The 23381-nt window shown below is 56.8% G+C and carries 23 protein-coding genes, 4 tRNA genes and 1 pseudogene; 8 read left to right on the forward strand and 20 right to left on the reverse strand.

Annotated elements, in window-relative coordinates:
• The 18 genes and pseudogenes from HUJ17_RS14390 to uvrY all read right to left on the reverse strand — a co-directional run.
• A pseudogene (locus HUJ17_RS14390) lies at positions 1-284 on the reverse strand (type II secretion system protein GspK); the annotation flags it as partial.
• A gap of 23 nt (positions 285-307) precedes the next feature.
• Positions 308-943 carry a type II secretion system minor pseudopilin GspJ gene (gene gspJ / locus HUJ17_RS14395; protein ID WP_290511348.1) on the reverse strand — a complete coding sequence of 212 codons (636 nt, stop codon included), beginning with the start codon at positions 941-943 and terminating at the stop codon, positions 308-310.
• Positions 943-1326, reverse strand: coding sequence for a type II secretion system minor pseudopilin GspI (gene gspI / locus HUJ17_RS14400; protein WP_290511349.1), 384 nt, complete (start codon positions 1324-1326; stop codon positions 943-945). The genes gspJ and gspI overlap by 1 nt, the downstream gene beginning before the upstream one ends.
• Entirely contained in the window at positions 1323-1952 is a 630-nt protein-coding gene (gspH, locus tag HUJ17_RS14405; protein ID WP_290511350.1) for a type II secretion system minor pseudopilin GspH, read from the reverse strand. The genes gspI and gspH overlap by 4 nt, the downstream gene beginning before the upstream one ends.
• 1 nt (position 1953) lies before the next feature.
• Entirely contained in the window at positions 1954-2379 is a 426-nt protein-coding gene (gene gspG / locus HUJ17_RS14410; RefSeq protein ID WP_290511351.1) for a type II secretion system major pseudopilin GspG, read from the reverse strand.
• Between the two features lie 8 nt (positions 2380-2387).
• Positions 2388-3608: a type II secretion system inner membrane protein GspF gene (gene gspF / locus HUJ17_RS14415; RefSeq protein WP_290511352.1), complete on the reverse strand. Its 1221-nt coding sequence runs from the start codon at positions 3606-3608 to the stop codon at positions 2388-2390.
• Positions 3609-3623: 15 nt separating this feature from the next.
• The gene (gene gspE / locus HUJ17_RS14420; RefSeq protein WP_290511353.1) at positions 3624-5126 is read right to left on the reverse strand and encodes a type II secretion system ATPase GspE; all 1503 of its coding nucleotides are present in this window, start codon (positions 5124-5126) and stop codon (positions 3624-3626) included.
• Position 5127: 1 nt separating this feature from the next.
• Positions 5128-6264, reverse strand: coding sequence for a response regulator (locus tag HUJ17_RS14425; RefSeq protein ID WP_290511354.1), 1137 nt, complete (start codon positions 6262-6264; stop codon positions 5128-5130).
• 7 nt (positions 6265-6271) lie between these two features.
• Positions 6272-6850 carry a chemotaxis protein CheB gene (locus HUJ17_RS14430; protein WP_290511391.1) on the reverse strand — a complete coding sequence of 193 codons (579 nt, stop codon included), beginning with the start codon at positions 6848-6850 and terminating at the stop codon, positions 6272-6274.
• Positions 6850-7332, reverse strand: a complete 483-nt coding sequence (locus tag HUJ17_RS14435; protein ID WP_290511355.1) for a response regulator — start codon at positions 7330-7332, stop codon at positions 6850-6852. Before HUJ17_RS14435 ends, HUJ17_RS14430 begins: the two co-directional genes overlap by 1 nt.
• Before the next feature lie 13 nt (positions 7333-7345).
• Complete coding sequence (locus tag HUJ17_RS14440) at positions 7346-8209, reverse strand: protein-glutamate O-methyltransferase CheR (RefSeq protein WP_290511356.1); 864 nt, start codon at positions 8207-8209, stop codon at positions 7346-7348.
• An 18-nt stretch (positions 8210-8227) separates the two neighbouring features.
• Complete coding sequence (locus tag HUJ17_RS14445) at positions 8228-11899, reverse strand: response regulator (protein WP_290511357.1); 3672 nt, start codon at positions 11897-11899, stop codon at positions 8228-8230.
• Between the two features lie 261 nt (positions 11900-12160).
• Positions 12161-12246: transfer RNA gene (locus HUJ17_RS14450), tRNA-Leu, on the reverse strand.
• Between the two features lie 22 nt (positions 12247-12268).
• Positions 12269-12342, reverse strand: a tRNA-Cys gene (locus tag HUJ17_RS14455).
• A 95-nt stretch (positions 12343-12437) separates the two neighbouring features.
• A tRNA-Gly gene (locus HUJ17_RS14460) sits at positions 12438-12513 on the reverse strand.
• 161 nt (positions 12514-12674) lie between these two features.
• Positions 12675-13274 carry a CDP-diacylglycerol--glycerol-3-phosphate 3-phosphatidyltransferase gene (gene pgsA / locus HUJ17_RS14465; RefSeq protein WP_290511358.1) on the reverse strand — a complete coding sequence of 200 codons (600 nt, stop codon included), beginning with the start codon at positions 13272-13274 and terminating at the stop codon, positions 12675-12677.
• A 245-nt stretch (positions 13275-13519) separates the two neighbouring features.
• Positions 13520-15343: an excinuclease ABC subunit UvrC gene (uvrC, locus tag HUJ17_RS14470; RefSeq protein WP_290511359.1), complete on the reverse strand. Its 1824-nt coding sequence runs from the start codon at positions 15341-15343 to the stop codon at positions 13520-13522.
• Positions 15344-15430: 87 nt separating this feature from the next.
• Positions 15431-16084 carry a UvrY/SirA/GacA family response regulator transcription factor gene (uvrY, locus tag HUJ17_RS14475; RefSeq protein WP_290511360.1) on the reverse strand — a complete coding sequence of 218 codons (654 nt, stop codon included), beginning with the start codon at positions 16082-16084 and terminating at the stop codon, positions 15431-15433.
• Positions 16085-16399: 315 nt separating this feature from the next.
• On the opposite strand from uvrY, the gene HUJ17_RS14480 reads away from it, so the two are divergent.
• From HUJ17_RS14480 to HUJ17_RS14490, 3 genes are read left to right on the forward strand one after another with little or no spacing between them, the layout of a single operon-like run.
• Entirely contained in the window at positions 16400-18073 is a 1674-nt protein-coding gene (locus HUJ17_RS14480; protein WP_290511361.1) for a carbon starvation protein A, read from the forward strand.
• The gene (locus HUJ17_RS14485) at positions 18073-18342 is read left to right on the forward strand and encodes a cory-CC-star protein (RefSeq protein ID WP_290511362.1); all 270 of its coding nucleotides are present in this window, start codon (positions 18073-18075) and stop codon (positions 18340-18342) included. The genes HUJ17_RS14480 and HUJ17_RS14485 overlap by 1 nt, the downstream gene beginning before the upstream one ends.
• A complete protein-coding gene (locus HUJ17_RS14490) occupies positions 18342-19361 on the forward strand; it encodes an ArsA family ATPase (protein WP_290511363.1) in 1020 nt (339 codons plus the stop codon). Before HUJ17_RS14485 ends, HUJ17_RS14490 begins: the two co-directional genes overlap by 1 nt.
• Positions 19362-19582: 221 nt before the next feature.
• Here HUJ17_RS14490 and HUJ17_RS14495 read toward each other — a convergent pair.
• Positions 19583-19670: transfer RNA gene (locus HUJ17_RS14495), tRNA-Ser, on the reverse strand.
• Between the two features lie 78 nt (positions 19671-19748).
• The gene (locus HUJ17_RS14500) at positions 19749-20498 is read right to left on the reverse strand and encodes a hypothetical protein (protein ID WP_290511364.1); all 750 of its coding nucleotides are present in this window, start codon (positions 20496-20498) and stop codon (positions 19749-19751) included.
• Between the two features lie 176 nt (positions 20499-20674).
• Between HUJ17_RS14500 and HUJ17_RS14505 the strand changes: the two genes are divergently transcribed.
• The 5 genes from HUJ17_RS14505 to HUJ17_RS14525 all read left to right on the forward strand — a co-directional run bounded on the left by HUJ17_RS14505 (position 20675) and on the right by HUJ17_RS14525 (position 23340).
• Complete coding sequence (locus HUJ17_RS14505; protein WP_290511365.1) at positions 20675-21355, forward strand: Bax inhibitor-1/YccA family protein; 681 nt, start codon at positions 20675-20677, stop codon at positions 21353-21355.
• Positions 21355-21714, forward strand: a complete 360-nt coding sequence (gene tusD / locus HUJ17_RS14510; protein ID WP_290511366.1) for a sulfurtransferase complex subunit TusD — start codon at positions 21355-21357, stop codon at positions 21712-21714. The genes HUJ17_RS14505 and tusD overlap by 1 nt, the downstream gene beginning before the upstream one ends.
• Positions 21707-22009 carry a hypothetical protein gene (locus HUJ17_RS14515; protein WP_290511367.1) on the forward strand — a complete coding sequence of 101 codons (303 nt, stop codon included), beginning with the start codon at positions 21707-21709 and terminating at the stop codon, positions 22007-22009. Before tusD ends, HUJ17_RS14515 begins: the two co-directional genes overlap by 8 nt.
• Before the next feature lie 10 nt (positions 22010-22019).
• Positions 22020-22271 carry a hypothetical protein gene (locus HUJ17_RS14520; protein WP_290511368.1) on the forward strand — a complete coding sequence of 84 codons (252 nt, stop codon included), beginning with the start codon at positions 22020-22022 and terminating at the stop codon, positions 22269-22271.
• A 67-nt stretch (positions 22272-22338) separates the two neighbouring features.
• The gene (locus HUJ17_RS14525; RefSeq protein ID WP_290511369.1) at positions 22339-23340 is read left to right on the forward strand and encodes a glycosyl transferase family protein; all 1002 of its coding nucleotides are present in this window, start codon (positions 22339-22341) and stop codon (positions 23338-23340) included.
• Positions 23341-23381 lie beyond the last annotated feature (41 nt).

The following is a 23381-nucleotide window of genomic DNA, read 5'->3' on the forward strand; positions in this document are numbered from 1 at the left end:
ACGCTGGCGCTGAGCATGGCATCGTCATAGGGGGTGGGCGGCAACTGCACAGCCCACTGCTCTTCGACACAGTCGTCTACCATGGCATTGTTGTTACGATCATCATCCAGATCGTCAATCAGGCCCTGCTGAGCTACCACTTCCGCTGCCATGGCGTATTGATAGCGCTTGTCCCACTGCAGCAGGTTGTCCGCCCGGGTCAGAAAACGGTCCTGGCGGAAAACAATTTCCAGTGTAATGGTGGTGAGGATCGCGAATAGCATCAACACGATAATCAAAGCCACACCCTGCTGCTTTCCTTTCGCCGTCAGGACCATGGATTCACCACCGTGCGGTAGAAACGATGAATGATGTCGCCATCTTCCAGCTCAATTTCCACCTCAATACTTTTCGGCAACCTCTGCTGCCAGACAGGTACTGCTGCCAGCGCTACATCCGGCCAGAGTTCCAACCACTGCCACTCGCCCTGCGGGGTACGATCCAGATAGCGCACAGTAAAGCGGGCCACCTTGTCGATAAGTACGTCTTGCTGATACTCGGTGGCCACATTGGTATCCAGTACCGGCCAGTAACGGCGATAGAGCTTGCCATCTTCCAGGGCATAGATCACCCGCTGCATTTCGCTTCGCTGGCGCAAGCCGAAGGGATTGGACCAGCCAAGGCGGGAAAATTCCACGTAGTTGTCACGGCCAACAATGGCAGGCTGCGGGTCCCCATAGGGATCCCTGACCGGGCGGCTGATCAGTTGCTCGAAATCCAGGGTCAGGTAGGTAATGGCGCGCTGGTTGCGCTCCATGATGCCGGCGTTGGTGTTGAGTTGCTCGCGACCCTGCAGGGCACTACCGAGGAAACTGGCCACCCACACATAGATAAAGGCGAAAATGGCGATGGTGACAACCATCTCCAGCAGAGTGAATCCCTTGATCGTAGTGCGCCCTGACATTATGAGGCAGGCTTGCCGATCAGACTTGCCAGGCGGTAGGCCATACCACCCTTGTCATCGCCCTGCAGTAGCGGCCCGACCTCAATATCTACACGCCGGGTATCAGGATAAGGGCCTTCGCTAACGGTGGTTTCAATCCACCAGTCACGCCCATCGCGTGAAACTTCGCTGTCGGAGGTGCCAGTGGATGGCCATTGCTGATATACCTGCATCTCCACCAGCTTGTCAGACGCCACCAGGAACCCCAGATGGGTCTCGTTGATGTTGGTATAGGCCCGGGCAGTAGCCCCCATGCTCTGGCCAAGGGTAACCATGACCAGCGCCAGGATGGACACGGCGACCAGCACCTCCACCAGGGTAAAGCCCCTCTGCACTCTGCTCACGGCTCGTTCTCCTCGTCATTCTCTGCATCCGGATCACTGAACTGGCCCAGGGCAGACACACGCAAACGTTGTTCGGCCTCAACATCGTCATAGGCGCGAAGCGTCAGGGTCAGCGGCGAGACCTCGCCACTGGGAAAGAAAAACACCTGGGGAAAAACCTCATCATCCTGATCAGATTCATCCCCTTCCTCTCCGTCGAGCAACCCTTCACCGGTCCCGGCCATGACATCGTCCTGAACCAGGGTTTCGGCCACATCGCTCAGTCTGGCCTGATCTTCGCCCAGATCATCCAGTTCCCAAACAAGTTCCAGTGAAGGCGGCAGCCGATGGGCCTTCAGCGCCGTGTCATCCACCGGCAGAAAGTCACCTTCGATTCTGTCGTAGGCCAGAGGGGTCCAGCCAGTAGTTTGCAGGCGCAGCGCCAGCAATTGACCGGAGAACAGGCTGCGCTCATTGAGCAGTGCCAGAGTATCTTCCAGGCGGGCCGCTTCCTCTTCGAGCTGCCGGTCATCACTGGTCCAGTTTCCCTGGGATACCAGCACCGCCGTTAGTAGCCCCATCAACATCACCACTACCATGATTTCCAGCAGCGTGAATCCGGCCTGATCGACGGGGCGTATGCGCATACTACTGAATGTCGCGCCAGTTGATGTCCGCATCGGAGCCTTCACCACCCTCAACGCCGTCGGCGCCAAGGGAAAGCAGATCGAAGGGGCCTTCAACGCCGGGGCTTATATAGACGTAGTCATTATTCCAGGCGTCTTCGGGCACGCTGGAAAGATAACCGCCATCAGGCCATTTTCGGGCAGACGCGGGGCGCTCAACCAATGCATTGAGACCTTCTTCACTGGTGGGATAACTGCCGTTATTAAACTTGTAGAGGTCCAGCTGCTGGACAATCTTGCCCATGTTGGCCTTCGTCAGGTCTACTTTGGCCCCTTCACCCTGCCCGATCACATTGGGGACGATGACCGCGGCCAACAGACCGATAATGGCCACAACCACCATAATTTCCAGCAGGGTAAACCCCGACATGGCGCCTTTCGTTTTCATTCCTTCACCTATCCGGCTAGTAAATTGTTCATCTGCATGATGGGCAACATGACCGACAGCACGATAAGCACCACCACACCGGCCATGAACAGCAGCATGATGGGGCCCAGAAGCCCCACCATAGTATTGACCGTACTACTCAGTTCCCGTTCCTGGTAATCCGCTGCCCGGGTGAGCATATGATCCAGTTCACCACTGGCTTCACCACTGGCAATCATCTGCACCAGCATGGGCGGAAAGTAACCGCTGGCATCCAGTGCCCGACTCAGGCTACCGCCCTCGCGGACCTTGGCGGCGGCATTCTTGACCGCGTTCCTTACCTCAAGATTACCCACCACTTGCGCGGCGATAAACAGTGCATCAACAAGTGGAACACCAGACCGGCCAAGAATGCCCAGTGTACTGGCCAGGCGGGCGCTGTCAGCAGCCCGCAGCATGGTGCCAATCATGGGCGTGGTAACCAGTTTTCGGTGTACCCGCAGGCGAAACCCGGGGTCACGCATGGCGCGCATGAAGGCCACCACCGCCACAATAACAAGCAACATCAGCAGCCAGCCCCAGTCGCGGGCGAAGTCACTGAGTGCCATGACAATGCGGGTCAGCATAGGCAGTGCCTGGTCGCGGCCTTCGAAGACCGCCACCAGTTTGGGCACTACAAAGGTCATCATCAACATGATGACGATGGTAGCAAACACCATTATGAACGCCGGGTAGATCATGGCCTGAGCCACCGAACGACCGGTGTCATGTCGGGTTTCCAGATAATCGGCCAGTTGTTCCAGAACCTGCTCAAGGTGCCCGCTTTGCTCCCCCGCAGACACCGTTGCCCGGTACATCTCCGGGAAGGCACGAGGAAAGGACTCAAAGCTGTGAGCCAGGCTGAAACCCTCGCGTACCTTGGCGCGCACCGCCAGAATAATCCGTTCGATACGATCATTGGAGGCCTGCTTGGCCACTGCAGACAGTGCCTGTTCTACGGGCAGGCCAGATTTTAGGAGGGTAGCAAGCTGGCGAGTCAGCAGCGCCTGTTCTGCACCGTTGAGCTTACCGGACGCGGAAAAGCGTCCCAGACCCGCGGAGCTGCTGCTGTCCTGGGCTTCATTGACTTCAATGGGTACCCAGCCCTTGTCACGGAGCTGTTGACGCACCTGGCGAGCACTATCTGCTTCCAGAGTGCCTTTTTTAATTTTTCCCCTGTGATCCAGGGATCGATATTCGAATGCAGGCATGGATCAGGGGTCCGGTCAGTCCTCGCGGGTCACACGCAGCACTTCTTCCACACTGGTGTGTCCAGCCAGTACTTTACGCCAGCCATCCTCACGGATGCCACTGGTAAGGGTACGGGCGTGTCGGTTCAATTCCAGCTCACCGGCCCGATCGTGAATCAGCTGACGCATGGTCTCATCAACCAGCACCAGCTCGTAGATACCGGTTCGCCCCCGGTAGCCTTGCTGATTACAGGCATCGCAGCCCTTGGGGTGATAAAGCGTGCAGGATTCGTCTTCCGGCAACCCCATCATTTTCAGCTCGCTGGCGCTGGGCTGGTAGGGCGTTTTGCAATCATCACACAGGACCCGCACCAGCCTTTGCGCCAGTGCGCCAAGCAATGAGCTGGAAAGCAGAAATGGCTCGATGCCCATGTCTTGCAGGCGGGTAACCGCGCCAACGGCGGTATTGGTATGCAGAGTGGACAGCACCAGATGACCGGTCAGTGATGCCTGTACGGCAATTTCTGCAGTTTCCAGATCCCGGATCTCACCTACCATTACCACATCTGGATCCTGACGAAGAATCGCGCGCAACCCACGGGCAAAGGTCATGTCCACCTTGGTATTGACCTGAGTTTGACCGATACCTTCAAGCTGGTATTCGATGGGATCTTCCACGGTCAAGATATTGCGGGTGCTATCGTTGAGATCCGCCAGTGAGGCATACAGGGTGGTGGTTTTACCGGAACCTGTGGGCCCGGTAACCAGGATAATGCCGTGGGGCTTATGAATAAGCTCACGCATCTGCTGGTCACACACGTCCCCCATGCCCAGATGGGACAACTGGAGGCGCCCTGCCTGCTTGTCCAGCAGACGCAACACCACCCGCTCTCCATTACTGGATGGCATGGTCGATACCCGCACATCCACATCACGACCGCCGATTCTCAGGGAAATACGCCCATCCTGGGGAATCCGTTTTTCGGCGATATCCAGCCGTGCCATTACCTTGATCCGTGAAACCAACAACGGTGCCAGTTCCCGTTTTGGAGTAAGGATTTCACGAAGCACCCCATCCACCCGAAGACGAACAACCAGGCGGCGCTCGAACGTTTCAATGTGTATATCAGAAGCGTCCTCGCGGATCGCCTCCTGCAACAAAGCATTGATCAGTCGGATGATTGGTGCATCGTCTTCCTGCTCAAGCAGGTCCGAGGTTTCCGGTAGAGAATCTGCCAAACTGGCCAGATCCAGTCCTTCAAGGTCATCGGCTGCTTCCGCAGCGGCCCCGCGCTGCTGCTCGTAAGCAATGGCCATGGCAGAAGCAAACGCCGCATCATCCATGGGCACCAACGCTGGCAACCTGCCAATATGACGCTGTACCTCACTGAGGGCAGAAAGCGGCACGTCCTTTCGATAGCATAATTCACGACGACCGCCTTTCTCACGCAGCAGCACACCATAGCGCCTGGCAAAGCCATAAGGCAGCAATGACGGGGGAAGGTCCTGATTTTCCTGCGTCTCGATGTGCTCGCTCATTTCAGTATTTGTCCATCAAATTCTCGATCACATTCGCTGTGATCTCTGTCAGCTCCATGAACTGGAAACCCACCTGGTATTCCCCTGGCGCATCCAGAATTTCCGACCACACCACCCGGGCATCAAAGCTGATGGTATTAACCCCGGCAATCTGGTCCGGAAGCACCATGCCCATCTGTAAAACCTCGCCTTGGGGAAGCTCCCTGCGGGTAAACAATTTGAACCCGTCAAGACTGATATTCATCAGCCGCCCCACGTTACCACCAGTGCTGCGATCAAACACCACCATTTCCCTAAACAGTTTCTTGCGGGGGTGGCGACGATGGTCCTTGCGGCTGTCTCTTACATCATTTTCATCGTCAGCCTTGCGCAGCACAATAACAACACCGGTAAAATTACCGGCATCATCGGTAATCGCGTTGCCCCTTACTGACAAGGCTACCAGCCCATCTTCGTCCTGTGTGTAGAGACTGTGTTCGTTTTTCCAGCCTTCACCCTGCTGGCAGGCCTGCCGTAGCGGTGAATCCTTCCACTCCCAGCGACGCCTGCCAGTATCATCGTTGAAGATCAGCGCAGCGATATCCTTACCGACCAGCTCATCACGAGGACTGCGCAGCAAAGCACAGGCCGCTTCATTGCAGAAAGACACCTTACCTCGGGCATCGGCACCGATGAGAGCCTCGCCCAATGCATGCAACAGACGCTCATTCTCGTCTTTCAGCCGTTTCATCTGGATCACGGCCTGCTGCAGTTTCTTGCGCTGACGATCCAGCTCAAGAAAGACGTTAACCTTGGCTTCGAGTATCTTCTGATCAATGGGCTTGAACAGATAGTCCACGGCGCCACATTCGTAACCCTTGAAAACGTATTTCTGCTCTTTCGAAATGGCGGTAACGAAAATGATGGGAATATGGTGAGTCTTCTTGTTCTTGCGCATCAGCTCGGCGACTTCAAAGCCGTCCATTTCCGGCATCTGCACATCCAGCAGCACCAGCGCAAAATCGTATTTGAGCGCCAATGAGAGGGCTTCATTGCCCGATTGCGCCATGACGAGATTACGCCCTTCCCCATCGAGAATTGCTTCGAGGGCAATAAGATTTTCCCTGTGGTCATCCACAACCAAAATGTTTTGCTTCATAGGTCTACTACCCTGCAACCTGTTCTGCCAGAAAGGGCCCGATTGCTTCGAGATCGAGCACTCTGGAAACTGCACCTGTTTTTATTGCCGCTTCGGGCATTGCCGGTGCTTCTGCGCTTACCGGTGACTGAGCGATGGTAAATCCGCCACGACGGCGAATATAGTCAATCCCTTTTGCTCCATCTTCATTGGCGCCAGTAAGAATAACCGCTGCCAGCTGTTTTCCGTATACCGCCCCTGCCGAAAGAAACAACTCGTCTACCGATGGCCGGGAAAACAGCACGGGCCTTCCGGCAGAAAATGCCAGTGTCTCATCCTCTTCCACCAGCATGTGATAACCCGGAGGTGCCACATATACACAGCCAGGTTGAATTTCTTCTTTGTCTTCCGGCGCTATCACCGGCAACTGACAGTACCGAGCCAGCAACCAGGGCAGACGATTTTCTGCGCTGGCATGTTGATGCTGAACCAGCAGAATTGCGGCCGGAAAGCCCACAGGCAATGCTGACAGGATGCGTGTATACGCATTAAGGCCTCCCCAGGAGGCTCCCATGACAATCGCCTTTACCGGCCCGATCCTGTCCATCACGATGAGTTACCACTACCCTCCCCGCGCTGGGTCTTACCGGCCTCATAGGCAGCTCGATGGGCCTGTGCTTCACGCAGCTTTTGCTGCAACTCACGCCGCTGTTTGTCCAGGCTCAGGAAGAAATCCACTTTGCTCTTTAGAATCAATGGATCGAGGGGCTTGAAAAGATAATCTACAGCGCCGGCCTGATAGCCTTTGAATACATATTTCTTTTCCTTGCTGATGGCGGTAACAAAAATAATGGGGATGGTTTGCGTGTCCTTGCGCTGACGCATCAATTCCGCGACTTCAAAGCCATCCATACCCGGCATCTGCACATCCAGCAGCACCAGGGAAATATCTTCCTTAAGCAGAATCTTCAATGCTTCCTGGCCGGAATGCGCCTTGATAAGGGTGCGCCCCTCGCCTTCCAGGACTGCCTCTAGCGACACCAGGTTGGCGGGTTGGTCATCCACGAGTAGCAGTTTCTGCTCTATCATCGGTTGTCTCTAGTCATGCGTGGTGAAGTAATTGCCGTTTGCGGAAAATCCGCAGCGGTTTGTTAATCACATCAAAAGTTTCTTCCTGACCACTAAAACGCAGGCTCTCCTTGGTGCCCAGGCAGAGATAGCCGCCCATGTCCAGGCTATCACTGAACAGCCGGATTACCCTGGCCTGCAGGGCACGGTCAAAGTAGATCAGCACATTGCGGCACAGGATAACGTGCATTTCACCAAAAACCTGATCCGTAGCCAGGTCATGGTCGGCAAAAACGATATTGCGCTTGAGGCGCTGCTCCATGATCACACTGTCATAGCGTGCGGTGAAGTAGTCTGACAGGGAGTGTCGACCTCCTGCCCGGCGATAATTGTCACCATACTGCTTTACCGCCTCAATGGAATAAATGCCCTTTTTGGCCGAGGCCAGTACATTCTTGTCGATATCGGTGGCATAGATCATGGCGCGATCGTAGAGACCCTCTTCCTCCAGAAGTATGGCCATGGAGTAAATTTCCTCGCCAGTTGAGCAACCGGCATGCCATATCTTGATGAAGGGGAAGGTCTTCAATACCGGTACCACCTCGTCACGGAAGGCACGATAGAACTCAGGATCCCGGTACATCTCGGTCACATTGACGGTCAGATCATTGAGCAAGGTTACGAAAAACGGCCGGTCCCGCAGCACCTTATCTGTCATTTCCATAATAGAAGCAAAACCAGACATGGTCATTCGGTGCATGACCCGACGACGAATGGAGGCCTTACTGTAGGAGCGAAAATCATACCCATACATCTGGTAGATCGCCTCCAGCAATAGCCGGATCTCAATGTCCTCGACACTGATCTCGTCATCGTCGATGGGGTAAGGCTCAGCCATTCATCGATCCTCAAGCGCCTATTTATGAAGCCAGACCCGCAAAAGCGAGGTGAGTTTCGCCATATCAATCGGTTTTGAGCAGTAATCATTGGCGCCCGCCTGGATACACTTGGCGCGGTCATCTTTCATGGCCTTGGCCGTAAGTGCCAGGATGGGTAACTTCTGGAAACGGGCCTGTTCGCGGATATGCGTCATGGCTTCGTAGCCATCCATTTCCGGCATCATGATGTCCATCAGCACGATATCCATCTCCGGATGCTCCTCAAGAACGTCCAGCGCCTCGCGGCCATTATTGGCGATGGTGATATCAAAGCCCAGCTCTTCCAGTTGGGCTGACAGCGCGTAGATATTGCGCATGTCATCGTCCACCAACAACAGCTGTTTGCCTTCGAAGATATCATCGCGATGCTCAATCGCATCGGTGCTGGGACGACGGTTGGCTGGCAACGTGGATTCCAGCCAGTGCAGGAACAGAGACGCCTCGTTCAGCAGGCGTTCATGGGAGCGCTCCGTCTTGAGGATGATGCGGTCAGCGTATTTACGCAGTTTTGCTTCCTCTTCCCGCGTCATGTCCTTGCCGGTATAGATTACCACCGGAACGCTGTCGTAACTCTCACTGGCATGGAGGGTTTCCAGCAGCTCGAAGCCACTCATGTCGGGCAGAGTCAGATCCAGAATCATGCAATCGAATACTGTTTCACGGAGAGCCTTCAGAGCTTCCTCGCCGCTGGTCGCTGCTGTAATTTCCACCCCTTTCTGGTCAAACAGCTCACGGATGCTTTCGTGCTGGATCTCGCTGTCTTCCACTACCAACAACCGGCGCACATTGGTCTCGATAGCCCCTTCGATCTTGGCAAAAGCTGAGAGAATGTCGTCCTGCTTGGCCGGCTTGGTGAGGAAGTCGATGGCCCCCAGCTCCAGGGCTTTCTTGCGCTCATCCCGGCCAGACAGGAAGTGTACCGGGATGTCCTTGGTGCGGGGGTCGGCCTTGAGCTTCTCCATTACTTGCCAACCGTCGATACCGGGGAGCCCGATATCCAGAATTATCGCACTCGGTCGGTAATGGCTGGCGTATTCCAGCCCAGCCTCACCGTCAGAGCAGATATGTCCTTCAAGGCCATAATCAGCGGCCAGATCAAGCAGAACCGTGGCAAATTCGCTATCGTCTTCAACGATCAGAACAGTTTTTTCCCGTACCACAAAATCATCGCGACCGGCTTCTGTCTGGGTCAGCGCGGCAGTATGCGCTTCTGCATTACTGCCAATATCCGCTGCACTGGGTGCCTCTCCAGCAGGGGCATCCATGGATTCTGCAGTTCCTTCCGGCAAATAAAGCATGAAAGTGGATCCAGCGCCTTCACCGTCACTGTAAAGGCTGATTTCGCCGCCAAGCAGACGTGCCAACTCACGGGAAATTGTCAGTCCCAGGCCGGTACCGCCATATTTGCGGCTGGTAGTGCCATCAGCCTGCTGGAAAGCTTCGAAAATAAGCTTCTGCTTTTCGGCCGGGATCCCTGCCCCCGTGTCGGTAACGGCGAACTTGATAGTCTTGTCTCGCAACAGGTGACGGGACGGCAGGGTTTCGTCTTCCTCTGGGCGTGCAATGGTCAGGGTCACCGAGCCTTGCTCGGTGAACTTCAGAGCATTGGACAGCAGATTCTTGATAATCTGCTCAAGGCGCTGGCGATCGGTGTAGAAATAATCCGGCAGGTTTTCACCAAGATTGACATGGAAATCCAGATTTCGGCTTTCTGCCACATGCGCAAAGTTGCGCCGGAAATGCTCACCGATTTCCTGGGCAGACAGATCATCAATGATGACATCCATCTTGCCTTCCTCGATCTTGGAAATATCGAGAATATCGTTGATCAGGCTGAGCAGATCAGAGCCCGCGGAATGGATAACCTGTGCATGCTCCACCTGCTTGTCATCAAGATTGCCTTTCTTGTTCTGGCCCAGGGCATTGGAGAGGATCAGGATGGAGTTGAGCGGTGTGCGCAACTCATGACTCATGGTCGAGAGAAACTCGGATTTGTACTTGGAGGACATTTCCAGCTCACGGATCTTGTCTTCCAGTTCATGGCGCAATAATTCGAGCTCATCATTCTTCTGCGCCATCTCGCTCTTCTGTTCGGTGAGCAAACGGGCCTGAGCTTCCAGCTCCTCATTGGTGACGCGCAATTCTTCCTGCTGGGCCTGGAGGCTTTCTTCCGAGGCACGCAGGGCCTGGGTCTGGGATTCCAGTTCTTCGTTGATCGCCTTGAGCTCTTCCTGCTGCTGCTGTAGACGCGATTCAGAGGCGGAAAGCTCCATGGCCTGTTCTTCCAGGTCCTCGTTGACCTGGGCCATTTCCTCTTTCTGCCGCTCCAGGGCCACCGCCTGTTCCTGGGTTTGTTCAAGCATCTGTGCCAGACGCATGCGACTTTGCACGCTATGAACAGATACCGCTATCACTGACACGCACTGCTCCAGGAATGTCAGGTCTTCATCACTGAATTCACGGAAAGCGCCGATTTCGAGAACGCCCTTGATTTCATCATCATGGACAACCGGCATCACCATCACATTGCGGGCCTGACCGGTGCCGGTACCCGACGAGATACTGATGTAATCCTCTGGCACCTGCTCAAGCAGAATACTTTTACGCTCCAGAGCACACTGGCCAACCAGGGATTCGCCCAGCTTGAACGTATTCGCCAGATGCTTGCGACGCTGCATGGCATAAGAGCTGCTCAGAGTGAGCTGCTCTGTAGCCGGGTCGAAGCTGTAAAATGCTCCCACCTGAGCTTCCAGAACCGGCACCAGGAAGCTGAGCATATTGTTGCCGAGTTGCTCGAAACTCATCTCACCACGCATGCGGTTATTTAGCTCGGCAAGATGATTCTTGATAGTTTCCTGGCGGCGATCCTCGGTATGACGCTTTATCAGTGAATCACGCATCTTGCGAATGGCATGCAGAAGGTGACCGGTTTCATCACGGCCGCCCTTCTCGATCTTGGTATCCCATTTTCCATTGGCAATATTGTCCGCCGCGTTAACTGCCCCCTCCAGCGGCAAGGTAATAGCGCGGGTGACTCGCAAAGCGATCAGAGCAAGCAGGGTAAAGGCTACCAGCCCCAGAAAAAGGCCTATTTTCTGGGTACTGAGATTATCCGAACGGCTTGAATTCAGCGTTTCACGGAACGCTTCATAACGCTGTTTTTCAAACACTTTCTGGTGCGTTTCGTAGGCATCCTGGAGGCCACGAACATGGCTGATGCGCTGATAAAGATCGTCCGAGGCTGCATTGTTGTTGATCAGGCCTCGGGCCAGGGTGGTGGCCTCACTGATATACGCACTGAAACTGCGACGCAAGTTCTCCACACCGTCTGACAGGCTCGGGTCGGTGCGGCGAATATCCGCCAGCCGTTGCTCAAATTCGGCGGCACGACTCTGTGCTTCCTGCAGAAGGTCCGGGTCGGCCTGGGTGATCGCCGCAATGAAGGATTCACTAATGGCGATGAAATCCACATTATTAGCGTTAACAAGCTCAAGAACCGGAAAATCCTGCTTCTCGATACGCTTGAGGTGATCAATATTGGTTTCGGCAATGTAGAAGCTGTAGGCCGCATAGACGACAAACAACACAATGCCCAGCCCGGCTACAGACAAAATCTTCAGCCGCACAGACAGGTTCTGGAACCAGTTCATTCAGATAGCCCTCTCGCCTTTCCGGCTTTTTGTTCTCGGTGCCCCCCGAAAGGGCCAGGCCTGAAACCGTGACTTCATGGTGGGTTCAGGCTAAGACTAAAGTGTGAGGCTACCAGAAAGCCTGGCAATACGGCAATAAAGTGCCTGAAGTTGCGTAACCAGATGCTTGATTTGACTGAAATTTTTTCCGACTAGCGGTGATGGCCTAAGGCCATGGAGGGAGACAACAGGAAACTTGGGAGAAGTGCTGACGGGAAAAGCTGGTGCCCGGGGCGGGACTTGAACCCGCACGACCAAAGGTCAACGGATTTTAAGTCCGTTGCGTCTACCAATTTCGCCACCCGGGCGGTGACCGTGCGGGTCAATAATTGGAGGCGCGGGTCGGAATCGAACCGGCGTACACGGAGTTGCAGTCCGCTGCATAACCACTCTGCCACCGCGCCGGGAAAAGTCCGTGGAGATCGAGGACTTTCATGCTCTCAGGTGGGCTGTGAGAGACTTGGGTTTTGATTTCCAACCGGCGAAACCGGAGAGAAATTGGAGCGGGAAACGAGATTCGAACTCGCGACCCCAACCTTGGCAAGGTTGTGCTCTACCAGCTGAGCTATTCCCGCTTTTTTTGCCGCGAAGCATGCTTCGTTGCGGGGAGAATTCTACCCATCACCCCCTCACTGTCAACCCGAGCCTGATGGTTTTTTCTGATTTTTCAGCACTTTGACTAAAAAACCTTCGATTCTACCCTGACCTGGACTTACAGCCCCCCGATGAAGACGACTCAGTCTCCGCTTTTCAGTAACTCCGGGGCGGCGGCACGCAGATAAGAGCCCATGGACCACAGCGTCAACGCCGTAGCCAGATAGAGCAGCCCGTAGCTGAGCCACAGCCAGGGGGTCATGACGATATCTCCCAGCGCATCAAAACCGGGCTTCTGCGCCAGCAACAAGGTGATCGCCGTCATCTGGGTTACCGTCTTTATCTTGCCAAGCTGACTCACCGCCACCCTGCCCCGCTGACCCAGTTCCGCCATCCATTCACGCAGAGCGGACACCGCAATTTCACGGGACACAATCACCATGGCTGGCACTGCCAACCAGGCCGTTGCATGAACCTGCACCAGCATGACCAAAGCCACGCCGACGATCAGCTTATCTGCCACCGGGTCCAGAAAGGCTCCCAGGGGGCTGGTCTGATTCAGGCGACGAGCCAGGTACCCATCGAGCCAGTCCGTGACGCCAGCGGCCAGAAACAGCGCCGCCGCGCACATATCGCTCCACTTGAAGGGCAAGTAGAACACCAGAACCAGAACGGGAATTGCCAACACACGAATCATGGTAAGGATATTGGGCAAATTCAGGATCGGGCTCGTTTTCTGCATAGGTACTACCGCCAAAATAAGGGCCTGTTGATACCCCGCTGCTCCGCCACGATGCCTGAAAAGCCTCGAAAAGACACGGATGCAGGGCATGGCCAGCATAAACATCTGCCATAATGGGCTAAGCAGACTCTAACAGGCCGAAAGAGCCAGTATAACGGAAAGCCCGGTGTGACTCATTGCCCATTTTGCGACCACTGCCGCGTCAGTCCGAGTCACCGGGTTTTCGGCACCACCCTCACCATCCCCTAGTCATGAAACCAGTCATAAAGGGTTTGTGCCATCTGGGCGTTGATCCCCGGCACCCTGGCCAGCTCGCCAGCCGAGGCATTGCGTAACTGCTTGAGGCCACCAAAATGGGTCAGAAGCGCTTTACGGCGCTTCGGCCCGATACCGGGGATTTCGTCCAGGGAGGACTGCTTTCGAGTCTTGCCCCGCCTCGCCCGGTGACCGGTGAGTGCGAAACGGTGAGCCTCATCGCGGACCTGCTGCAACAGGTGCAGAGCAGAATGCGAAGGCCCCGGCACCAGCTCCTGACCGTCAGGCAGATACAACACTTCAAAGCCGGGCCGTCTGCTGGGGCCCTTGCCGATGCCCATTACCCGAACACGGCCCTGCAATGCCAGCTCTTGCATCACATCCCAGGCGCGCTGCATCTGGCCCTTGCCGCCATCAATCAACAGAAGATCCGGCAGCCTGGCCTGCTCCTTGAGCACTCGTTGATAGCGACGCCGCACGGCCTCTTCCAGTGCCTCGTAATCATCACCAGCATGGGCCGGCGCCACATTGAAATGGCGATAATCGGTTTTCCTGGCGCCCTGTTGGTCAAATACCACACAGGACGCCACTGCCTTTTCCCCCTGGGTATGACTGATATCGAAGCACTCAATGCGGCGGACGGGTTGATCCGCCCCAAGCAGAGCCTCCAGGGCCAGGAAGCGCTGCTCCATGTGCTCGCGAGCCGCCAGCTCCGCCGCCAGGGATTGCTGGGCATTGGTCTGTGCCATGTCGATCCAGGCAGCTCGCTCCCCTCGGACTCGCCATGCCAAACGCACCTTCTTGCCCCAATGGCGGCTCAACGCTTGCTGCAATGCCTCGGCACTCACCGGCTCCAGGCCCAGCAGAATTTCCTGGGGCAACACCGGATCTTCCCGGTCACCCAAATAATATTGGGCCAGGAACGCCTCCAAAATTTCGTTTTGATCCTCTTCGCCCCGAGTATCCGGCCGGAAAGTGCGATGGCCGAGAATCCTGCCACCGCGAATCATCAACACTTCCACCACTGCCAGACCATGGCGGCTATCAATGGCCACCACATCCAGATTGCCCTGCCCTGTTTCCGCGTACTGTTTTTGCTGAACAGATTGGATCGCCGCGAGTTGATCGCGAATGATGGCTGCCCGCTCGAAATCCAGGGCCTGAGCAGCAGCATCCATTTCTGCACTGAGCTGCTCTACTACCTCTCTGCTGCGCCCATCCAGGAAATCCATGGCAAGCTTCACCTGATGCGCATAGGCCTCCTCACTGACCAGCCCCACACAGGGAGCAGTACAACGATTGATTTGATGCTGCAGGCAGGGTCGTGTCCGATTGCGAAAATAGCTGTCGCTGCAGTTGCGCACCTGGAACACCTTTTCCACCAGTGAAAGCGCTTCGCGCACGGCACCTCCGCTGGGGTAAGGGCCAAAGTAGTGGCTGCCGCTACGGCGACTACCGCGGTGAAAGGTAATGCGCGGGAACCGGTCCGAGGTAGTAATACGGATATAGGGATAGGACTTGTCGTCGCGAAGCAGAATATTATAGGGCGGCCGCAGCTCCTTGATCAGCGATTGCTCCAGCAGCAGAGCCTCCGCTTCACTGCCGGTGACCGTGGTCTGGACACTGGCAATACGTGCCACCAGGGCACGGGTCTTGGGGCTGGTAATGTTTTTCTGGAAATAGCTGCTCAGTCGGGCCTGTAAATTACGCGCCTTGCCCACATAGAGGACATCACCCTCTTCATTGAGCATGCGGTAGACGCCCGGCTTGCGGGCGCAATGATCCAGAAAATGTTGGGAGTCAAACTCTGACAAGGGAAACGTCTCGACCAGTTACTGCTGCGAAAGTGTAACAGCTTCGCACGGCCTGTTGCCTGTTTCCCGTGACACCTTAAATTGCGATCAGGGAACCGTGTTCTCCACCGCGTCCAGCATCCCATGGCGAACCGCCAGCAATGCCATTTCCACATCGCTGGTCACGCCCAGCTTGTCGAAGATACGGTAACGGTAGGTATTAACGGTTTTTGGCGACAGGCACAGTTTGTCAGCCACATCCTGCACCTTGTGGCAGTTGACGATCATCATCATGATCTGCAACTCGCGCTCAGAGAGCATATCCAGCAAGGAGGCATCGTCACCGGTGTACGGCTTGAGAGCCATGGCCTGGGCAATTTCCGGGCTGATATAGCGCTGCCCGGTGGTGACAATCTTGATGGCCCGGACCATTTCTTCCAGGTCAGCGCCCTTGGTCATGTAGCCGGCGGCACCGGCCTTCATCAAACGGGAGGGAAACGGCTCTTCCTCGCACATGGTCACGGCAATCACACGGATGCCCTCATCCACACGCAATAGTTTACGGGTTGCTTCAAGGCCGCCGATGCCAGGCATCTTGATATCCATCAGCACCACATCCGGCACCGTATCCTTGGCCATCTGTACAGCCTGCTCACCGGAACTGGCTTCGCCAACCACCCGCAAGCCGTCCACTTCATCCAGCATTCTGGCAATGCCGGTTCTGACCAGATCATGGTCGTCCACTACCAATACTTTGATCATTACTGCTTCCCCCGGGTAATTCCTTTACCCACTTCTTTTTCAGTAAGGCCCGAAGGGTAGCGTCTGTGCACCCGCATGCATAGGGCCTTGTTAACAAACGATGACATATCTCACGCCACCTCGAAATTTTTATTGAATGCCTGCTCAGTATCCGCTCTGCACGGTGATTTCCCGAATCATTCTACAGCCATGCAAACACATGAAGCGTTATTCATTAGCCATTGGTCGCGTTGACGCCCGCATCAAAAGCACTAACCATATGCCCTGTATACGTCCCAATCGGGCTCCAACAGCGACAATGACAAAAGGCACCCCATGAGCGCAATCGTTCTGCTTCTGCTCGGCCTGGGTGGCATGGCCGCCGGATATTTATTGTACTCCCGCTTTATCGCTACACGCATCTACAAGCTGGACCCCAATTTCCGTACCCCCGCCCATGAATATGAGGATGGCGTGGACTTTGTGCCCACCAATCGCTTTGTGCTGTGGGGGCATCATTTCACCTCCGTGGCTGGCGCCGCGCCCATTGTCGGCCCGGCGATCGCGGTGATCTGGGGCTGGCTGCCCGCCTTTCTGTGGGTGGTGCTGGGCACCGTTTTCTTTGCCGGTGTCCACGACAGTGGCGCCCTCTGGGCCAGTGTGCGCAACCGGGCAAAGTCCGTTGGCTCCCTGACCGGTGAAGTCGTCGGACGTCGTGCCCGCACGGTGTTCATGATCGTCATCTTCCTGGTGTTGCTGATGGTCAACGCGGTTTTCGGGGTGGTCATCGCCAAGCTTTTGATCAACAACCCGGGGGCCGTGGTACCGGTATGGGGCGCCATCGCTGTGGCGCTGGTGATCGGACAGTTGATCTACCGCCGGGTTATTGGCCTCGGGGTGGTTTCCGTGGTGGGTGTCATTGCCCTGTACAGCCTGATCTACATCGGTCCGCAGGTGCCCGTGGAATTGCCGCAGCAGGTCATGGGCCTGTCCGCCAATGCGAGCTGGATTCTGCTGCTGTTCGCCTATGCGGCCATCGCCTCCCTATTACCCGTGTGGGTCCTGCTGCAGCCCCGTGATTACATCAATGGCCTGCAACTGTTCGTGGGTCTTATCCTGCTCTATGGTGCTGTACTGATTGGCAACCCGCAGGTGGTCGCCCCCATGATTAACAACGATGTACCCGCCGGCACACCATCATTGTTGCCTCTGCTGTTCGTCACCATCGCCTGTGGTGCCATTTCCGGCTTCCATGGCCTGGTGGCCTCCGGCACCAGTTCCAAACAGCTGGACAAGGAACCGGATGCCCGCTTTGTCGGCTATTTCGGGGCCGTAGGTGAAGGCGCTCTCGCTCTGGCGGCCATCATCGCTGCTACCGCAGGCTTCGCCACTCTGGCTGACTGGCAGGCCGTTTACACCGCTTTTGGGGATGGCAGCCTCACCGCCTTCGTCAACGGTGGCGCCAACATTCTTGCCGGCGGTACCGGTATGGATGTGGGCGTGGCTGCCACCCTGCTGACCGTCATGGCCGCGCTGTTTGCCGGCACCACCATGGACACAGGCTTACGTCTGCAGCGCTACATCTTCCAGGAATGGGGAGAAATTTATCAGCAGAAATGGCTGACCCGGCCGCTGCCCGCCACCCTGCTGGCGGTTGCCAGCTGCCTGCTGCTGGCCTTCGGGGCCGGCGGCGCAGATGGCTCCGGAGGCCTGCTGATCTGGCCCTTGTTCGGCACCACCAACCAGTTGCTTGCCGGCCTGACTCTGCTGGTGATCACCATCATGCTGGTCAAACGGGGGCGCCCCGCCATTTACACTCTGGCGCCACTGGTGTTTCTACTGGTAATGACCCTGTACGCCCTGCTGATCCAGCTAAAGAGCTTCTATGACAAGTCCGACTGGTTTTTGCTGGGGCTGGATCTGGTGGTCCTGGTGGCGGCCCTGCTGGTCACACTGGAGTGCGCCGCCGCCCTGAAACGGGCCTTCAACGCCCCACCGGAGAGAATCTGATGCCCGGCAAGACCCGGCTGTTTTTCCGCCGCCTGGGCGAGCTGGGGACCCAGTACTACAACGCCCCCTACCGTGCGGCCATTGCCCGCGCCAAACGAGACGAGGAAGACCTGTTCATGCTGCTGGTGTTTGCGGAAATGATGGGGGTACCCAACCCGGCGGCCTGGAGTACCCTGGAGCTGCAGCCATTACTGATGGACCGTTTTCACGAATGGCATACCCGCATGGGCATGGAACGCTCACCGCTCGACCATTTCCGCTGCTGCTGATGCCTTCACTGAATCTGGATAAACTGCTGGCGGAAAAATCCCTGCTGATGGTCGGCGGCAAGGGCGGCGTGGGAAAGACCACCACCGCCTCCGCCCTGGCCCTGCGCGCCGCCGACCAGGGACGCCGGGTGCTGCTGGTGTCCACCGACCCGGCTCACAGCCTGGCAGATGCCTTCGCCCGCCCCATCGGCAACCACCCTACCCGCTTGGCCCCCAACCTGGTGGCCCTGGAGATGGACCCGGACCAGGAAGTGGATGCCTACCTGGACCGGGTCAGCGCCCAGATGCGCCGTTTTGCCGGCCCGGATCAGGTTCGCGAACTGGAAAAACAGCTACGCCTGAGCAGCCAGTCTCCCGGTGCCCAGGAAGCCGCCCTGCTGGAGCGAATCGCCCGCATCATTGATGAAGACAGCCGCGACTATGACCTGTTGATTTTCGACACTGCCCCCACCGGCCATACGCTACGACTGCTAAGCCTGCCGGAAGTGATGGCCGCCTGGACCGATGGCCTGCTTCGCCACAACCAAAAGGCCCGCAAGCTGGGAAAGGTGCTCGACCACCTGACCCCTGGCAAAGATCTGGACAGCCCGATGCAGGACCCTACACAACACGCCACTGCCGACCTGGACCCACGCAGCCGGGAAGTAGCAGAGACACTGATGGCCAGGCAACGCCTGTTCCACCGCACCCGACGGCAGCTCAGCAACCCGGACCAAACTGCCTTCCTGTTTGTGCTGACCCCTGAACGCTTGCCCATACTGGAAACTGCCCGGGCGGTTGCCACTTTGCGCGACAGCCATATCCCTATAGCTGGCGCCATCGTTAACCGGGTACTGCCGGATGCCGCAGACAGCGCCTTCTTCGCCGCCAGGCTGGCGCGTCAGCAACGACACATGGTCGAACTGGATGAGGCGCTAAAAGGGCTACCCAGAATCCAGTTACCGTTACTGGAAGACGATATTCAGGAGCTGGAAGGGCTACAGGATTTTGCCGCCTTGCTGGGGGCTGAGCCGCTGTAGAAACGTAGCGCAGCGGAGTAGCGCACCAGGTCACGTGCGACCTGAGGGGTGAGTGAAGCAAAGAACCTTCACTTGCAGGCGAACCCTCCCCAGGAGATTCAGGAAAGCCGTTTCAGCCGCAAGCCGCCTCCTATAGCGGCTTGGTCGGTAGGTCTCGTGGTGTCAACACAACCCGCTCGCCATAAAAAAGCCCACGCTCTTTCGAGCGCGGGCTTTTTGTTTGGCGGAGGGGGTGGGATTTGAACCCACGGACGGTCTCCCGTCGCCGGTTTTCAAGACCGGTGCATTCGGCCACTCTGCCACCCCTCCGGACAGGCCAGCAATAATACATGAGCAATAAGGTCAGTCAATCGCGCTACGCAAATACGCCCTGCAACTGGTTGAAACTTAATCAGTTGGGGAATGAACAGGCTTTGCTTTCGCATAACGGGAGAAAATACGTTGCTTGGCAGCCTCGTAGGCACCCTGTGACAAACAGCCGGAATCTGCCAGTCGTCGGTGCTCCGCCACCTCGGCGGCCAGCCGGGCTTTACCTTTGGGCAACAAAGTCCAGGCTTTCCGTCCACGTATGCCAATGGCCTTGAGCACTTTTTCCACACGCTCGCGGTCACGCCGCTGGCGGTATAATGCAAATATTGGAACCCCGCCATGGCGGGTGACAAACTGAAAGCTCGCACTGGAACAACGCAAACTGTTAAGCCCGGACAACAACGCCAACAGAACTCCTGTGAGCACTCCGGGCAACCAGGCTGTATAAACAGACAGGCCAGTTACCAACAGGGATAACGCCATGACCGTCATCGACCGCCAGGCAACTGTTCGCTGAAGTACCGGCTCCGGCTTCACGAACGCCAGATTGATTACCCTGGTGCAGTCACTTCGCCCCTTTTTCTCTCGCCACTCCAGATAACGACCATTAAAAAGCGTGATCTGACGCCCGGGACGCCACCAGCCTGGCGCCTGCAGGAAAACCATTTCCGGTTTCCAGTCCGACTCGGCAGGCACCGCCAGCAATGTTTGATGGATATCAGCACCGGTACTGACGGCGTGAATCTGTATCGACTCGCCTTTCGGAGCCAGACTGAGTGTTGCCATTGTTTCCCCCGTGGTGGCTATCGCAAGCCACTCGTTATTCATTACGAGGGTATGACAATATTTGCCTCGCGCCCGCGATTTGCTTCACAAAAGCGCCCACAGGGCCGAAAGCTCGACGAGCCGCAAAAAATAAGGCTTTTTCCCATGTTTCTTCGCTTGATTTTGGCGTTACCGCCCTTATTATCACAGGAACAATTCGCAAGGATGAGTGCAAACACATGAATAACCAGACCAACCCCTATTCCGTCTCCTCGCACGGCGCTGCCGTCACCGGGGAACGTGCGGCCCAGGTACTCAAGAACACCTATATGCTGCTGGGGCTGTCACTGATCGTGGCTACCGGCGCATCCTGGTTTGCCATGGCCAGCAACATTGGCTTTGTGAACGTCTGGCTGACCCTCGGCGTCTACTTTGGTCTTCTTTTCGCCACCAACATGCTTCGCAACAGCGCCTGGGGCATCCTGGCAGTGTTCGGCCTGACCGGCTGGCTGGGCTTTACCACCGGCCCGATCATCAACATGTACGCGCAAATGCAGGGTGGCATGGAAATCGTGACCCTCGCCCTGGGCGGCACCGCAGGTATCTTCGTGGCCATGTCTGCCATTGCTCTGGTAACCAAGAAGGACTTCAGCTTCCTGACTAATTTCATCATGGTCGGTATTCTGGTGGCTTTCGTCGCGGCAATCGCGAATATCTTCTTCGCTATCCCGGCACTGGCTCTGGCCATTTCCGCCGCTTTTGTACTGCTGTCTTCAATGCTGATCATGTGGCAGACCAGCGCCATCATCCACGGCGGCGAGACCAACTACATCATGGCCACGGTGACCCTGTTCGTGTCCCTGTATAACCTCTTCATGTCCCTGCTGCACTTGCTTACCGCCCTCAGCGGCGACGATTGATGCAGTTTGCCCTTCTGGTCAATGCGGCAGCGGATTCCTCTGCCGCATTGACCGCTCTCCACGCAGCCAGGGCCCTGACCGCCCATCCAGATCACCAGCTCTATCGCCTCTTTTTCTACCGGGATGCCGTGCACTTGGCACAACGTCATGCCTGGAGCGCTGACGGCAACCAGGCCAATGCAGCCCAGCAATGGCAGCAATGGCTCGGGGACAACCCGGTGGATGCTGTGGTCTGCGTTGGTGCCGCCCAGCGCCGGGGCGTAGTGCCAGACACCTTGGCCGATGGCTTCACCCTGGCTGGGCTGGGCCAGTGGGCGGATGCCCTGATCAACAGCGACCGGGTGCTACAGTTTGGCTAATCAGATTCTCTATATCGCCAGTGGCAGTGCTCCGCTGTCCAGCCAGTTCCAGGAAACCCTGGATATGCTGCTTACCGGGGCAGCGTTCGGGCAGCCGACCACCCTGTGGCTGACAACCGCCTGCCTGGACCAGCTGCAATTGATGCCCAGCGACATCCTGGCTCAGTTGCCGGATTTCGGCGTACGCTGTGTGACAAACGCCCCAGCACCGGCCGCCCAGATCCCGCTGGAAACGCTGGATGACCAGAAGCTGCTGGCCCTGCGCGACGATTGCAGCCAGGTTCTGGTGTTCTGAGAGGCGCGCAATGATTCATCTGATAGGTTTTTCCCCCGATAGCCCCCAGCGCCAGTCATTCGACGCCCTGTACCAGGAAGGCGATATCTGCGTCTTCACTGATGCCGGGTTGCTGGTTGCTTCACGGTTATCGCTGAAAGGCGACGGCTACCTGCTGCAACACCCTGCGCTGGCTTTGCCGACCGGCGTGCTGCCCGTTATCGATCATGCCCAGCTGCTGGAGCTGGTCGCCGAACACGGTCCCTGTACCAGCTGGTATTGATATAACGCCCACACGCAGCAACATGCCCCATACAAGCGCGAAATGGCGGGCATCTACGAGGTTGACCATGACTGAACATGCTTTTGCTCCCTTTGTACGCACGCTTGGCCGCGGTAAAAGGGCACGGCGCAGCCTCACCCGGGAGGAAGCCCACGACGCCATGCAGGCAATTCTCGATGGCCAGGTGGAAGACATTCAGCTTGGCGCTTTCCTGATGTTGCTACGGGTGAAGGAAGAAACCCCGGAAGAGCTGGCCGGTTTTCTGGATGCCTGCCGCCCGGTTTGCTACCAGGCGCTGGAAAGCTTGCCCGACGTGCACCTGGACTGGCCCAGCTATGCGGGCAAGAAGAAACACCACCCCTGGTACCTGCTGGCAGCGCTGTTGCTGGCCAACCAGGGCATCCGCACCCTGCTCCACGGTGGCCCCGCCCATACCCCCAACCGGGTCTACAGCGATCAGCTTCTGCCACAACTTGGCCTGCCAGTGGCCAGCTCCCCACAGGAGGCCGCCGTCCATCTGGATCAGCATGGCCTGGCGTATCTGCCGCTGGAGACTTTCTGCGCGCCACTGTCGCGCCTGCTCACCCTGCGCTACTTCCTTGGTCTCCGCTCCCCCATCAACACTCTGGCACGCAGTCTCAATCCAGCCAGAGCTCCTCTGTCCATGCAGAGCGTCTTCCACCCCGCCTACATCGAGCTGCACCAGGGTGCCGCGGACCTGGCCGGCGATCAGGACCTGCTGCTATTCAAGGGTGAAGGCGGCGAACTGGAAATCCGCCCGGATGCGCGCACCCAGATCACCGGCATCCGCCACGGTGAACATCTGGAAGGCGCAGCCGTCCTGGACAACGTCATGCCACGGCAAAGCCCCCCTGGTGAGCCGGATGCACAAACGTTGCTGGCGGTATGGCGTGGCGAGCAGAGCGATGACTATGGCGAAAATGCAGTGATCCAGACCGTAGCGGTAGCGCTATGGGGACTGGACCGGGCGGCTTCGCTGGAAGAAGCACAGGAGCTGGCACGCGAGTTGTGGCAGAACAGGGAAAGGCAATTAATAGTTAATAGTTAATAGTTAATAGTTACGCGGTCAAGCGTATTGGGTTTTCAGAC

The sequence above is a fragment of the Alcanivorax sp. genome, from assembly GCF_014762765.1.
Lineage (GTDB): Bacteria > Pseudomonadota > Gammaproteobacteria > Pseudomonadales > Alcanivoracaceae > Alcanivorax.